The sequence below is a fragment of the Diaminobutyricibacter sp. McL0608 genome (assembly GCF_039613825.1).
GTDB lineage: Bacteria > Actinomycetota > Actinomycetes > Actinomycetales > Microbacteriaceae > Diaminobutyricibacter.
This window is the reverse complement of record NZ_CP154826.1, coordinates 4028684-4042967: the sequence shown is the minus strand read 5'-3', so window position 1 is coordinate 4042967 and position 14284 is coordinate 4028684. Positions and strand designations below refer to the sequence as shown.

General features: G+C 65.0%; 14 protein-coding genes. 6 read left to right on the top strand and 8 right to left on the bottom strand.

Annotated features, from left to right (window positions below; translation table 11 throughout):
• Positions 1-9 precede the first annotated feature (9 nt).
• Genes AAYO93_RS19415 through gmd form a run of 3 tightly spaced genes read right to left on the bottom strand, consistent with a single transcriptional unit; the run spans position 10 to position 3337 of the window.
• Positions 10-1116 carry a DegT/DnrJ/EryC1/StrS family aminotransferase gene (locus AAYO93_RS19415; protein WP_345762834.1) on the bottom strand — a complete coding sequence of 369 codons (1107 nt, stop codon included), beginning with the start codon at positions 1114-1116 and terminating at the stop codon, positions 10-12.
• On the bottom strand, positions 1113-2330 hold the full coding sequence (locus tag AAYO93_RS19410; RefSeq protein ID WP_345762833.1) for a glycosyltransferase: 1218 nt from the start codon (positions 2328-2330) through the stop codon (positions 1113-1115). The genes AAYO93_RS19415 and AAYO93_RS19410 overlap by 4 nt, the downstream gene beginning before the upstream one ends.
• Positions 2327-3337 (bottom strand): GDP-mannose 4,6-dehydratase, encoded by a 1011-nt coding sequence (gene gmd / locus AAYO93_RS19405; RefSeq protein ID WP_345762832.1) that lies wholly within the window; start codon positions 3335-3337, stop codon positions 2327-2329. The genes AAYO93_RS19410 and gmd overlap by 4 nt, the downstream gene beginning before the upstream one ends.
• 143 nt (positions 3338-3480) lie before the next feature.
• Here gmd and AAYO93_RS19400 point away from each other — a divergent pair, with 143 nt between their 5' ends.
• Positions 3481-4644, top strand: coding sequence for a glycosyltransferase (locus tag AAYO93_RS19400; protein WP_345762831.1), 1164 nt, complete (start codon positions 3481-3483; stop codon positions 4642-4644).
• A 6-nt stretch (positions 4645-4650) separates the two neighbouring features.
• Here the strand turns inward: AAYO93_RS19400 and AAYO93_RS19395 are convergent, their stop codons facing one another.
• Positions 4651-5919, bottom strand: coding sequence for a nucleotide sugar dehydrogenase (locus AAYO93_RS19395; RefSeq protein WP_345762829.1), 1269 nt, complete (start codon positions 5917-5919; stop codon positions 4651-4653).
• A 139-nt stretch (positions 5920-6058) separates the two neighbouring features.
• On the opposite strand from AAYO93_RS19395, the gene AAYO93_RS19390 reads away from it, so the two are divergent.
• Positions 6059-7885: a DUF4012 domain-containing protein gene (locus AAYO93_RS19390; protein WP_345762828.1), complete on the top strand. Its 1827-nt coding sequence runs from the start codon at positions 6059-6061 to the stop codon at positions 7883-7885.
• An 85-nt stretch (positions 7886-7970) separates the two neighbouring features.
• Here AAYO93_RS19390 and AAYO93_RS19385 read toward each other — a convergent pair whose 3' ends face one another.
• A complete protein-coding gene (locus tag AAYO93_RS19385) occupies positions 7971-9164 on the bottom strand; it encodes an FAD-dependent oxidoreductase (RefSeq protein ID WP_345762827.1) in 1194 nt (397 codons plus the stop codon).
• Between the two features lie 26 nt (positions 9165-9190).
• Complete coding sequence (locus tag AAYO93_RS19380; protein ID WP_345762826.1) at positions 9191-9481, bottom strand: hypothetical protein; 291 nt, start codon at positions 9479-9481, stop codon at positions 9191-9193.
• Between the two features lie 276 nt (positions 9482-9757).
• Between AAYO93_RS19380 and AAYO93_RS19375 the strand changes: the two genes are divergently transcribed.
• Entirely contained in the window at positions 9758-10363 is a 606-nt protein-coding gene (locus AAYO93_RS19375; protein ID WP_345762825.1) for a PadR family transcriptional regulator, read from the top strand.
• Positions 10364-10444: 81 nt separating this feature from the next.
• Here the strand turns inward: AAYO93_RS19375 and AAYO93_RS19370 are convergent, their stop codons facing one another.
• On the bottom strand, positions 10445-11071 hold the full coding sequence (locus tag AAYO93_RS19370; protein ID WP_345762824.1) for a methyltransferase family protein: 627 nt from the start codon (positions 11069-11071) through the stop codon (positions 10445-10447).
• Positions 11072-11190: 119 nt separating this feature from the next.
• Between AAYO93_RS19370 and AAYO93_RS19365 the strand changes: the two genes are divergently transcribed.
• From AAYO93_RS19365 to AAYO93_RS19355, 3 genes are all read left to right on the top strand, one after another.
• A complete protein-coding gene (locus AAYO93_RS19365; protein WP_345762823.1) occupies positions 11191-11385 on the top strand; it encodes a PspC domain-containing protein in 195 nt (64 codons plus the stop codon).
• A 99-nt stretch (positions 11386-11484) separates the two neighbouring features.
• Complete coding sequence (locus tag AAYO93_RS19360; RefSeq protein WP_345762822.1) at positions 11485-12417, top strand: NAD-dependent epimerase/dehydratase family protein; 933 nt, start codon at positions 11485-11487, stop codon at positions 12415-12417.
• Positions 12414-13334 carry an RNA polymerase sigma-70 factor gene (locus AAYO93_RS19355; protein ID WP_345762821.1) on the top strand — a complete coding sequence of 307 codons (921 nt, stop codon included), beginning with the start codon at positions 12414-12416 and terminating at the stop codon, positions 13332-13334. The genes AAYO93_RS19360 and AAYO93_RS19355 overlap by 4 nt, the downstream gene beginning before the upstream one ends.
• A gap of 181 nt (positions 13335-13515) precedes the next feature.
• Here the strand turns inward: AAYO93_RS19355 and AAYO93_RS19350 are convergent, their stop codons facing one another.
• The gene (locus AAYO93_RS19350) at positions 13516-14166 is read right to left on the bottom strand and encodes a TetR/AcrR family transcriptional regulator (protein ID WP_345762820.1); all 651 of its coding nucleotides are present in this window, start codon (positions 14164-14166) and stop codon (positions 13516-13518) included.
• Between the last annotated feature and the right edge of the window lie 118 nt (positions 14167-14284).

Here is a 14284-nt window from a genome sequence, read left to right as displayed (position 1 = left end):
GATGCGGGCTCAATCGAGGCCCCGCACGGCGGCAAGGAGCCGTTCACAGATGTGATCGACCTGCTCCTTCGTCAGACCAGGGAATGTAGGAAGACTGATGCCCTCACGACCGATCTTCGCGCTGATGGGCGTACTGATCCTCTCGGGGGTCTTCACATATGGCATGTCCTGCATGGGGACGAAAGACGGCCGGGTCTCGACTCCTTCTTCGGCCAAGAGCGAGATCGCCTGGTCCCGCTGCGCCCCCGACCAGTCGTCCACACAGACCGTCATCAGCCACGGCGACCGAACGACATCGGCCGCGACTGACTGCAGGCGAACGCCAGCTACGCCTTTCAGCCGCGACTCATACCAATCGAGTACTTCGCGTCGATGCGTCGTGAGTTCCTCTAGCCTCTCCAGCTGCGCACAGAGAATTGCGGCAGCCAGATTCGTCATTCGGTAGTTGAAGCCCAGAACGTCGTGGAAGTAGCGTCGCTCAACAGAGTTGCCCTGGTTGCGGAGCTGTCGGATCCGCGCGTCGATTTCCGGGTCGTCTGTGGTGACCGCGCCGCCTTCGCCCGAGGTCACGATCTTGTTCCCGAAGAACGAGAAGATCGAGATATCGGCAAGCGCGCCGGTCGGAACGCCGTTCATCGCTCCGCCGATTGATTCAGCTGCGTCTGCGATGAGGACGATACCTCGACTGGCAGTGACGTTCCGCAGCGCGGCATAGTCTGCTGGATTGCCATAGAGATCGACAGCAATCACGGCCCTGGTTCGGTCTGTGATGGCTGCTGCGACAGCGTGAGGGTCTACGCACCACGTGTCCGGGTCGACGTCGACCAGGACGGGTCGCGCACCGATGTAGAGCGCAGCATTCATTGTGGCCACATAACTCAAGCTGGGCATCACAACCTCGTCGCCTGCTTCGACGCCGGCGGCGAGCAGGGCGAGGTGTAGTGCGACGGTGCCATTACTCACGACAGCTGCGTAACGAGCGGACGTTGCATTTCGGAGGAGAGCCTCGGCCCGTTCGACGAATTCGCCGCGCGACGAGATCCACCCACTGTCGAAGGCTTCGAGCAGATACTGTCGCTCTCGATCCGTGAGACTTGGCTCGGAGATGGGGATCATCGCGTCTTTCCTTGGAGGTCGGCCGGAAGCTCGCCGGTTCCATTCGCCCAATTGAACACGCGCTCGTAGTCCGACGCGGTGGTCTCCCACGTCCTGGATCCGACCTGCTGGGCGGGGGCCTTCAATTCGTCAACGCGACTCTGATGCGAAGAAACAGCTCGCTCGATGGCACCGGCGAGCGCCGTTGAATCGCGGGGCGGGAACAGCCAGTCGTCCGCATGCAGACCGAGTTGCGCAACCTGTGCCCGAAGTGGAGGGATGTCACTGGCGACGAAGGGCAATTGGCGAACGACCGCCTCGAGAACCGGGCCGCTTGCAGCCTCCCAGAGCGACGGCATCACGAGGACATCTGCCTCCTCGTACGCATTCTCGAGTTCTGTCTCGTCTACGTATCCGCGCCATTCGATCCGATCGGCTACCCCGAGGTCATCAGCCAGATCGCGGACAGTCCTGGCGTACGGGGTTTCCGCCCCGGTGCAGATCAGGCGGACATCGGGGAGCAATGCCAAAGCACGGATCAGCGTTTCGTGGTCTTTGTGCTCAGTTACATACCCTGGGTAGATAAGAGTCACAGGCTGCGCTTCGGTCCGGCGAGTGGCGCGCGGACGACCGGGATTGAGCACCGGTAGCGGAATCTGGAAGGACTTCTTCTCGGCCTCCGGAAACCGCTCGATCAGAGAGTCGAACGGGTGTGGCCAACTACAGACGAGCGCGCGGGCATTTCTCACGTTCTCTTCGATGATGCGCTGATCCATGACCGAAGCGAAATCCCTCTCGAACACTCTGAGATCATGAACCGTCACGACGCTGGCCACGGCCGTCGCCAGGCTCCGATGGAACGGATACCAGACAACGTCAGTTCCTGCTGCCGTTTTGACAGCCCCACTTCGAACCCGTCGCACGGCACCGACAAGCCTGCTCGTCTTGAGTGATGCGGGCATCTTCGACCGGAGTGAATTCTGCCACCCACTTGTCGCGGCCATCTTCACCGCGACCTCACTCAGATCGGCACCCGGCAGCAGGTCACGCCAGGCGGCCGCAGTCCCCGGCGCAACCAGGCATCGAGTGGATACTCCGATCGAGGCCAATCCGTCGACCACTCCTGTTGCAACACGGCCGACGCCGCCTCCCGATGTCGCCGAGACGGAAGTCAGATCCACCACGACCGAGGCAGCTAATCCATCGGATCCAGTGCCGAACTGCTCACCGCTCATAGCTCGACTCTGACCAGCCGCCCTGCCAGCTCGTGCTCGAGAAGAGTGGTGTCGTCCTCTATCATCCGCTTCACCAACTCAGCAAAATGCACCTTTGGTTCCCAGCCCAGCTTTTCTTTCGCCTTTGTTGCGTCACCGATGAGCGCATCGACCTCGCTCGGGCGCATGTAGCGGGGGTCCTCTACGACGTAGTCCTGCCAGTTGAGGCCGACCTGTGCGAACGCGACCTCCGCGAATTCGCGGACCGTGTGGGCTTCGCCAGTCGCAATGACGTAGTCATCCGGCTCGTCCTGCTGCAGCATCAACCACATCGCCTCAACGTATTCGGGAGCGTAGCCCCAGTCGCGGACGGCATCGAGGTTTCCCAGGCGAAGCTCGCTCTGAAGGCCCGCGGCGATCCGGGCGACCGCACGCGTGATCTTCCGAGTGACGAACGTCTCACCTCGGCGACCGCTTTCGTGGTTGAAGAGGATGCCATTCGAGGCATGGATGTCATATGCCTCGCGATAGTTCACTGTCGACCAGTAACCGAAGACCTTTGCACAGCCATACGGACTGCGGGGATGGAATGGCGTGGCCTCGTTCTGGGGTGGCGGCGTAGAGCCGAACATCTCGGACGAGGAAGCCTGGTAGAAGCGGCTCGGCACTCCGGAAGCGCGAATGGCTTCCAGGAGTCGGATGGTGCCGAGTCCGGTGATATCGGCGGTGTATTCGGGGATTTCGAAAGAGACGGCGACGTGACTTTGAGCGCCGAGGTGGTAGACCTCATCGGGTTCGATGTCGCGCACGAGGTTGGTGACGGAGGCTGCGTCTGCGAGGTCGGCGTAGTGCATCGAGAATCGGTCGGGACGATGTCCCTCCGAGCGGACGGCCTCCTCGATCCTTCCCGTGTTGAAAGAGGACGAACGACGTTTGAGTCCGTGCACCTCATATCCCTTGGCGAGCAGCAGCTCGACAAGGTAGCTTCCGTCTTGTCCGGTGGTACCGGTGACAAGCGCACGTTTCAATTGACTCTCCTTATTACTTCCTATATGCGAAGCTTACTGAAGGGTTTGGCGCCTCGTTGGCGCGGACCGTTCGGTGTACCCACCCTTCTGCTACCCGATTTGGGGAGGACCAGGGCGGTGCTTTCCCTTCAAGGAGTTCGGTGTTGTCGCGAGTAGTCGCCGTCTTTGCGCCGCTCTTTCCGCCCGCCAAACTCGGCGGCGGTCCAATTCGGACACTCGATGCGCTCGTCGAAGTTGCTCCGAGCAGCATCCCGCTGAATGTGTTGACGTCGGACCACGACCTCGGAGCTCGTGATCGTCTGCCTGTCGCGAGCAACCGCTGGCTCGATCATCACCACGCCAAAGTCTTTTATGCGTCCGCCAGGTCGATCGGCGGGCTGTTCGAAGGGTACCGAGCGCTGAAATCGAAACAGCCTGCCATCCTCTACTTCAACGGCTTCTTCGACCTGAAGTTTTCGATCCTGCCGCAACTCCTCTGGCGGTTCGGATATTGGGGGTCAGCGGTAAGACTTCTGGCACCCCGAGGCGAATTCGGCGCCGGGGCGCTGGGGCGTCGGTCCGTGAAGAAGCAAGCCTTCTTTCTTGTGTACCGAGCCCTCGGACTGCATCGACACCTCTACTGGCACGCTTCGTCAGAATTCGAGGCGTCGGATATTCGTCGCGTGTGGGGAGATCGGACCGCGATCCTCATTCGCGAAAACGAAACGCTTCTTCCCGCGACGGCAACGGAGCCGAGCCCACGGCATCCCGACGATGACCCGGGCCTACGAGCTGTGTTCCTCGGTCGACTTGTCGAACACAAGGGGCTTCACATCGCCCTGGAAGCGATCGCTAAGGTTAGCGCTCCGATAGAGCTGGACGTCTACGGCCCGATGGAAGATCCAAAATACGTCGAGCTCTGTCGTGGCCTGATCACAGCGCTACCGGCAACAGCCACAGTTCGCATGCTCGGAATGGTCGACCCCGACCAGACGCGCACCACGCTCTCGGGCTACGACGTACTTCTGATGCCGACAGCAGGGGAGAACTTCGGGCACGTCGTTGCCGAATCGCTTTCTGTATCCTGCCCAGTCATGTGCAGTCCACACACCCCATGGAACGACGTGCTTGAGGACGGCGGGGGCTGGGTCCTCGATCGAACCCCTGAGGCCTGGACATCCGCGATCGAGGCGTACGCACTCCTCTCTCCCGAAGAACGCCAGGTAGCCCGAGAACGTGCTGCCGCCGCATATGCGCGTTGGCGCGCACGGCCCAGCGACCCGCATGTGCTTGAACTGCTCGAGTCACACCTCGCGGCGTCCGCCTGATCAGAGTCAGAGTCGTACGACGTTCGAGCCGCGCAGCCGGTTCTTCGTATCCAGGACTGGAAGCCGCGCTCCCTCGACGCTGAGCAAGTCCAGGTCATCGTGATCGGTGACGAGAATTGCAGCGTCCGCCCCGTCGATGGCCGTTGCGACGTCGGGTGCCCTGTCGACGCGGTCTGGCCAGCGGTGATCCTCGACATGCCCATCCACAGCCGTCAAGACGGCACCGTACTCGTCCAGCAATTCGATCAATCGCAGGGCTGGGGATTCCCGGATGTCGCCGGAGTTCTTCTTGTATGAGAGACCGATCAATGCGATTCGTGAGCCGTTGAGGGCGCGCTTCTCACCGTTCAGGATCGCCATGAGCCGTTGCACGACATAGTCGGGCATATGGTCGTTGACATCGTTCGCCAGCTCTACGAACCTAAAATTCTGGCCGAGTTTGCGGCGAACCTGCCAGGAGAGATAGCTCGGATCAACCGGAAGGCAGTGTCCTCCGACACCCGGTCCAGGCGTGAACTTCATGAACCCGAAGGGTTTGGTCGAGGCGGCCTCGATCGATTCCCAGACGTTGACGCCGAGCTGGTTGGCGAAGATGGCCAGCTCGTTGACGAGTGCGATATTCACATGGCGGAAGGTGTTCTCAAGGAGCTTGGTGAGCTCTGCCTCCTTGGGCGAGCTGACAGGAACTGTGCGGTCTACGAGGTTGTCGTAGAAGCCCTGGACCTTTGCCAACGACAGCTCATCGATTCCCGACACGACCTTCGGGGTGGTCACGAAGTTCCAGGTCGGGTTGCCCGGGTCGATGCGCTCGGGACTGTAGCCGACGAAGAAGTCGACACCTGCTGTGAGGCCAGACCCCTCTTCGAGGATCGGAACCATCAGTTCCTCGGTCGTACCGGGGTAGGTCGTCGATTCGAGCACGACGGTAGCGCCTTGCTTCAGAGACTTCGCAAGGGAACGCGAGGACTCTTCGATGAATGTCAGGTCAGGGAGGCTCTCCCGAAGTGGCGTCGGCACGGTGATCACCGCAATGTCGAAGTCGACGATGTGGTCGTAATCCGTCGTGGGGAGGTACCGCCCGCTTGCGAGTGCATCCCGGAGTACTTCAGCCGAGATGTCGTCGACGTACGAGACGCCTTTCTGCAAGCTGGCGATGCGACTCGAATCCAAGTCCACGCCGACGACGTCGTATCCGACCTCGACAGCCCGCATTGCGACGGGAAGCCCCACGTATCCCTGACCGACGATGACCGCTTTGGGCGCGATGTTCTGCATTCTTCCTGACCTTTGGACCGGCGTATACGCGCTCGTCTGGCTCGCTGCCGTTCGAACCTTACCAAAATCGAACTTTGGCCATTTGGGGGGACAGCCCGTCAACAGGCCCGGCTCAGGTTCTCTCTGATTGAATGGTCCGATGCTCACCGAACCTGATTCGCGCCGCGCGCGACGTTCTACCGCCGCGCGCCGCGGACCCATCCGGCGCAGGCGGTTCTACTCGCGCTGGTGGTTCTGGCTGATCATCGTCGCGGTCATCGCGATCGCGTGCGCGGCCTGGGTCGGTGTTCGCGCACTTCAGGCGAAGCAGGAGTTGCAGAGCTCCATGCCCCTGATCAGCACGCTCAAGACGCAAGTGCTCACCCAGGACAGCGCAGGTGCAAAAGGGACTTTTGCGACGCTCGAACCCAAGGTGGCGAACGCACGCGACCTGACGAGTGACCCTGTCTGGCGCATTGCCGAGGCGGTGCCGATCCTCGGCCGAAACCTCACCGCCGTGCGCATCATGGCTAACGAGACGGACGCATTGGTCACGGGAGCGGTCAAACCACTCGTCACCGTCAGCAGCTCTCTTTCGCTGGAGTCTCTGAAACCTCACAACGGACGCATCGACGTGGCGGCGATCGAGAAGACGATCCCTGCCGTCACCAGTGCATCGGCATCCGTCGACAAGGCACTGGCGGCTCTCAAGTCGGTAGACACACGCGGCACGATCGGCCAGGTGGTCGCTGCCAAGGCCAAGCTCCAGACGATGCTCGGCTCGACCTCCGGTGCGCTGCACTCGGCCAAGTCCGTTCTCGCGATTCTGCCCGGGGCGTTGGGCGCCAGCGGGCCGCGCAACTACCTGTTGATCTTCCAGAACAACGGCGAACTGATGCCCGCGGGCGGCACGACGGGATCCATGGCCGTTCTGCACGTCGACAACGGCGACATCCAGCTGATTGCGCAGTCCTCGGCCGACCCGGCCGTCTTCCCCATGTTCGATGCGCCCGTGATCAACGTGCCCGCCGACTCCGCCGTGCTCTACCCGAAGAGCCTCGGCCGCTTCGTCCAGAACCTCACCGAGACGCCTCGCTTCTCGCTGACCTTCGACATCGCGAAAGCGATGTGGGCGAAGGCGAAGGGCATCCAGATCGACGGAATGGTCGCGGTTGACACCGTAGCGCTCAGCCAGTTCCTCAAGGTGACCGGCCCGGTGCCGCTCATCGACGGAACGCAGCTCACCAGCGCAAACGCGGTGGAGACGCTCCTCTTCGGCCTGTATGAGAAGCACGATGCTCACACCGTCGACCTGATCAACGAGGCGGTCGCCGGATCTGTGCTCGGCAAACTCTTCGACGGCGGCATCGACCCCAAAGCACTCGCGAGCTTCGTTACCACCGCTTCGAAGCAGCACCGCATCCTGCTCTGGAGCACGAACAAAGCAGAGCAGTCCGTCATCGAGAAGTCCGACTTCTACGGAGCCCCGCCAACGAGCACCGCAAAGACGGATGCGTTCGGCGTCTACTTCCGTGACATGACGCCATCGAAGATGGCCTACTTCCTCAAGCAGAGCGTCGACCTCTCGCAGGCCACGTGCAAGGCCGGCGGCCCGACGGATGTCCGCATCACGGTCAAGCTGACGAATGTCGCGCCGGCCAACGCGGGCACCACGTTGCCGAGTTATGTCACCCAGCTCGATGGTCACATCCGGCTCGGTGTCACCGCCTATGCTCCTCACGGCTACAAGGTCGCCGCCATCAAGGTCAGCAACGGCGGAGAAGCACCCCTCGCCGCGAAAGACGGCGAATACACCACCGCCCAGGACCGCATCACGATCATGCCGGGCCAGACTCAGACGATCACGTTCGACCTGATTGCAGACCATGCCGACAAGCGGGCCCTGACCGCGCAGGTGACGCCGGCCGTCAGCGCGACGACGATCACCCAGGGATCGCTCAACTGCGCCACGTTCCCGTCGAAATAGGCGCCCGTCCGCGCAGAAGGGTCAGCTTCCGCGGGTGCGCGCCAGTCGCACTGGCGGAAGTTGACCCTTCCGCGCACCCGCCACGTCACCGAGCGACTCCCGCATCCCACGCGATCCGGTAGTCGGTCTGCCACGACTGCCTCTCGGGGCGCATCATCCGCATCGCGACCGGCATGACGAGGTCGCGGACGACGCGACCAACAGGCCCTGCCGCCTTGCTGCTGTTGGTCTTCTCCGCGGCGGCGATGATGCGTTCGACCCGCGGGCGGCGCGCTGTCTCGTAGGCAGCGAGCGCCTCATCCCGCGGAAGATCCCGCAGGTGCCGCGCCAGCTCGATCGCGCTCTCGATCGCAAGGGACGCGCCCTGGCCGGAACTCGGGGACGCCGCGTGCGCCGCATCCCCGATGACGACGACGCCATCCCTGCTCCAATGCGGCAGGCGCGGCATGATCTCCAGTGGGCCGACCGTCACGAGCGAGGCGGGATCCGAGCCGGCGATCAGGTCGGCAGCGCGCGTGCGGTCATCGGCGAACGCAGCGCGCAGGATGTCGAGGGTCGCCTCGGCGCTCCGGGCCCGCAACTGTTCCGACGTCGGCGGCACCGCGCTCGGCAGGTTCGCGAACCACTCGGCTGTCCCGTCGTCGTTCACGCGATAACCGAAGAAGGCGCGCTTGCCGAAACTCATGCGCATCGTGCCGTGAGAAGGCGCCAGCCCCGAACCCGCCCGCGCTCCGCCGTAACCAACGAGCCCTGTATAGCTCGGATCGGGAGCGGCGGGATCGATGACTGATCGCACCCGGGAGTGGATGCCGTCAGCACCGATCAGGACCTCCGCGCGTGCGGTGGTGCCGTCTGCGAAACGCGCCTCGACGGCATCCGCGTCGCTGACCGCATCCACGAACCGCGCCCCGGAGAGGATACGGATGCCGCGAGCGGCGGCTTCCGCCCGGAGCGCAGCGCTGAAGCGGCCCCGCCACAGAAAGAGCGCCGCCTGGTCTTCGCCGCCCGACGTGAATGCGCCGAGCTGCTTGCCGTTCCAGCTCTCGAGGACGATGCCGGTCATCGGGTCGCCGAGCTCACGGACGAGGTCGCCGCAGCCGATGACGTCCAGCGCGGCGACACCGTTGGGCGCGAGGGTCAGGCCGCCGCCGACGGCCTCATCCGACCCGATGTGCGCTTCGTAGATCGTGGCCGTGATGCCGGCGCGCTGCAGGGCCATGGCGCAGACGGCGCCGGCGATTCCGCCACCGATGACGGTGGCTGTCGTAGTGCGATTCATGGTGGGACCTCGTTTCTGAAGAGCAGTCAGCGCTGGACGCGCGTCGGGTCGTCGATGGTCGGGTAGTTGCCGGTGCGAGCGGTCTCGCGGAGCTGCCGGATATACGCGCCCGAGAGCATCGCCGTCAACTGGGCGACTCCCCCGCGGTATACACGCAGCTGGCTGTCGTGGACAGCGCCGGTCACACGGATGCTCGACCCGGCGGCAGCGATCCCCGCGTCGTGCACACGGCCGCGCCCGGTCCAGCGCACGTCATCGGCGTCGACGGCGGAATCCGACGCAACGAGGAGCGTGATGACGGAGTGGTCGGCATCCACCGCCACCTCGACGGCAGCGCTGCTCGCAGCGCCGGACTCGAGGGTGTCGGGGTCGAGGCGCGGAGGTCGAGGACGACCGAGCTCCGGCGGGCGCGAACGGCGAACGAGGTGGCTTCGGTCCAGCGGCCCAGCTTCTTCAGCACTGCGTGGTCGGCGACCAGGGTCTCGGTGTGGGTTGCGGTTTGCATCATGTCTTCCTTTCGTAAGAGACGAATTGATAGTAACTCACGCACTAGTTTCATTGCAACTAGTTTGAGATGGATTAGTATGAATGACATGGCTTCCGCATTCCGCCCGACCCCGCTGGCCCTGACGGTGCTCGCGCTCCTGCACTACGAGCCGCTGCATCCATACGGCCTGCAACGCCTCATCCGGCAGTGGGGAAAGGACGCTGTCATCAATGTCGAGCAACGCGCCAGCCTCTACCGCACGATCGAACGCCTCGAAACGGCCGGCCTGATCCGGGTTCGCGAGACCGGGCGCGACCAGCAGTATCCGGAGCGGACGGTCTACGAGCTGACGGATGCGGGCCGCACGACCGCGCGCACGTGGCTCGGCGACATGCTTGCGACCCCGAAGAACGAGTACCCCGAGTTCCCGGCGGCCCTCTCACACCTGCTGCTGTTCTCGGCGGAGGACATCGCGCAGTCCCTCGAGGCCCGCGCGGGCGTGCTGGCGGAGAAGCTCGCCGCGCTCGAAAAAGGTATCGCCGCCCAGGCGGCGGCCGGACTCCCCCGCATCGCGGGGCTCGAGGACGAGTATCTCCGTGCGGTGCTTCGGGCCGAGCTGGACTGGGTGCGGGCAACGGCAGCGGAGATGAGGGATGGGCGGCTCAGCTGGGATGCGGACGAGCTGCGCGCTTTCGCGACGCGGCAGGGCTGACGCGCGGGGCCGCGTCGCTTCGCGTTGACACGGGCAGCCTCGTGGTGGCCGTGCCGCTTCGCGCTGACACGGCCAGCGCTCTCACCAGACGTGCGGGATCAACCGGGAACGGGTTGCGCAGAATTGCCGGTAGGGCTCGCCGATGCCGTCGAGCAGGGCACGCTCTTCGACGCGGATGCGGTACAGGATGGCGAGCGTCGTCGGCACGATCGCGAACAACACGGCCAGCCAGTTGCCGAGCGCAAGGCCGATGCCGAGGCAGGTGCACAGCAGTCCTGTGTAGGACGGATGCCGGAGGAGCCGGTAGGGGCCCCGGTCGACGACACGCTGGTGCTCGCGCACGCGGACGTCGACCGTGAACCAGCGTCCGAGCACGACCACGGACCACGCCCGGAACGCGATGCCGAAAACCATGGCCGCGCATCCGATCACGAAGAGCGCTGTGCGGCCGAACGGGATGGCGGCCGCGGTGACCTGCCCGGCGATCAGGACGGCGCCGATGATGCCGATCACGAAGCCGAATGCGACGACGACCAGGCTCGTCAGCTCTCGGCTGCCGCTGCCAGCGCTGCCGCTGCCGTCGCGGCTGTCACGCCCGCGGTTGCGCACCGAGAACGCCCGGATGGCGACTTCGGATGCGGCGAAGACGAAAATGAGCACGTTGAACAGGATCTTCGCCGGGAGAACATCCAATGGCAGGGGGCGCACGGGTGCGACTCTACGCGCACACACGTGCGATACGCCCGACGATCGGGTCGGAAAACCTCAGGGTCGATTGGGGGGATTCCCGGATGTTCACCGCCACCGGATGCAGGCACGCTGGAACCATGAACACTCTCTATCGACCCATCAACGGACGCATCATCGGCGGCGTGTGCGCAGGCCTCGCCCAGCGCTTCGGCTGGAATCCCCTGACCGTGCGTGTGCTGTTCCTGTTGTCCTGCCTGCTTCCGGGCCCGCAGTTCATCGCGTACATCGCGCTCTGGATCATCATGCCGTCGGAGTCGCCCGCGCGCGCGTAAGCCCTGCGTACGCCACAACAGGTCGGGGGATGTCACACCCGACCGCGCCACCTCGTCTCACCTCGTAGAAGCAGAATTCGAACGAGGAGGACGACGGGAATGCGCGTATTCGTGGCAGGCGGTACCGGGGTCATCGGCCAGCGGTTGGTGCCGCAACTGGTAACCCGTGGCCATCAGGTGACGGCGACCACCACATCCGAGCGCAACCTCCCGACCCTGCGCGGGCTGGGGGCGGATGCGGTGGTGATGGATGGGCTGGATGCGGCATCCGTCGGCCAGGCGGTCGCGTCGGCGCAGCCCGACGTGATCGTCAACCAGATGACCGCGATCGCGCCGGGCCACGCCGGCAAGCCCGACATCAAGCACATGGACCGCTGGTTCGCCCCGACCATCCGGCTGCGCACCGAAGGAACGGACCACCTGCTCGCCGCGGCCGAGGCGACCGGAGTGCACCACGTCGTCGCGCAGAGCTACGGCAGCTGGAACGGAATCCGCGAAGGCGGCTGGGTGAAGACCGAGGACGACCCGCTCGACCCGCTCACCGGGACGGCCGCCGAGAAGGGGATGGCGGCCATCCGATACCTCGAGGATGCGGTGCGAGCGTTCGGCGGCGCCACCCTCCGATTCGGCGCCCTCTACGGTCCGGGGGCGAGCGACGACCAGGCCGAGCTCGTGCGCAAACGGCAGTATCCGCTCGTCGGAGACGGCGCCGGGCACAGCTCCTGGCTGCACCTCGACGACGCGGCAAGCGCTACGGTGTTGGCTGTGGAACAGAACGCGACAGGCGTTTTCAACATTACGGACGACGAGCCGGCGGCAGCCCGTGACTGGCTGCCCTACCTGGCGGAGTGCGCGGGCGCGAAGCCGCCGATGCGGGTGCCGACATGGGTCGCGCGACCGCTCGCGGGGGGTGTCGCGGTGATCATGATGACCGAAGGCCGCGCGTTCTCCAATGCGAAGGCTCGGCGGGAGCTCGGCTGGGAGCTCCGCTACCCGTCGTGGCGTCAGGGGTTCAATGAGGGGCTGGCATGAGCAGGGTTGACGAGTTCGAAGACCTCCGGCCGCTGCTGTTCGCGATCGCGTACCGGATACTCGGAAGCGTCGGCGAGGCAGAGGATGCGGTGCAGGAGACCTGGCTGCGGTACGAATCGTCTGCGACGACGCCCACCTCGACGAAGGCATACCTGTCTGCCATCGTGACCCGGATCTCGATCGACGTGCTGCGATCGGCGCGGGTGCGGCGGGAACAGTACGTCGGGACGTGGTTCCCTGAGCCGCTGGTCTCGGATCCGTATGAGGACCCGGCGCGCGCGGCAGAACTCGCGGACTCGGTGTCGATGGCCGCCCTGCTGCTGCTCGAGCAGCTGACGCCGCTCGAGCGCGCGGTGTTCGTGCTGCGCGAAGTCTTCGCTTTCGACTTTCCGGAGATCGCGGCATCCGTCGGGCGGTCGGAGGCGGCCTGCCGCCAGCTCGCCGTCCGGGCGCGGAGGCACATGGACGAAGGGCGTCCGCGCTTCGAAGCCGACCGCCGCGAGCGGGAAGAGCTGGCCGCGCGATTCTTCGACGCCATCCGGGATGGCGACGTCGACAGTCTTCGCGAACTGCTCGCGGCCGACGTGGAGATGATCGGGGACAGCGGCGGCAAGGCCCCGCAGTGGAGCCGCGGCGTCCACGGCGCCGACAATGTGAGCCGAGTGCTCGGCTCGATGATCCCGCTGTTCCTCGGGATCGGCGGAACGCTCGAGCCGCACGTGGTCAACGGCCAGCCCGGCGCCATCTTCCGTGACCGCGCCGGATTGGTGATGAACACGTGGGCGCTGGATGTGCTCGATGGCCGCATCCAGGCGATCCGCACAGTGCTCAACCCCGACAAGCTCGGGCACGTGGGACCGGTGGCGGATGCCTGGGCGGTGCTCCGCGAGGCGCAGGAGGCGCGGCGTCCGCGGTGAGCCGCGCGGGTTCCGGGGGCAGCCGCACTCGCGCCGGCTGCCGCAGGTGTCACAGAGCTCGCCGCACTAGCCGTGTCTCGGCGCACTAGGTCTACGTAGTGCGCCGGGACGAAACTAGTGCGGTGAGCGCTATCCGGGTGGCGGATGCGCGGCGCCCGCGGCAGCGACGCGGCAGGGCGGTTCAGGGCGCGGCGCCGACGATGCGGAGCGCGAAGTCGGCGTACGTGTCGGCGACGTGCTCGGCGGTCATCGGGCTGCCCGGGCCGAACCAGTTCGACACCCGTAGCCCCATGCCGCCGATCGCTGAGGCGGCCAGCCAGGCGTCCCGTGTGGTGAAACGGCCGGATTCGACGCCGCGATCGATGATGCCGGTGAGCAACCGCTCGCTCTCGGAGCGCACCGCGATCGAATCGGCGACCAACTCCGGCGAGAGAGCGGGGAGTTCGGCGTTCGAGACCGTCGCGAGCATGGCGAACTCGGCGTGGAAGATCACGTGGGCGCGGACGAGCGCGGCGAGCTGGGCAGCGGGGTCCGCACCTGCGGCGGCCACCGCATCCGCCATCGCTCGCCGGTGACCGTCATGCCCGGCCAGGGTGAGCTCGGCAAGGATGTGCTCCTTCGACGGGAAATGCCCGTAGAGGGTGGCGGTCTGGATGCCGACCGCGCCGGCGATGTCGCGAATGGAGGTGCCGGCGAACCCGCGCTCGGCGAAGAGCCCGAGGGATGCTTCGAGGATGCGGCCCCGCGTGTCGGTCGTCGCCAGGGTGGGCGGGAGCACGATCCGGTCTGCCGCCACGCGCCGCACGGGCTGCGAAGTCAGTACCGAACTCATAACGATCCCCCTGATTCCTGCAGCTATCGCCAGGTCCCATCCCCCGTCGGCGTGGCAGCAGCGTAGCACTGTCCGATCGATCGATCGATAGTTATGTACAATCAACCAGCACCTTGGA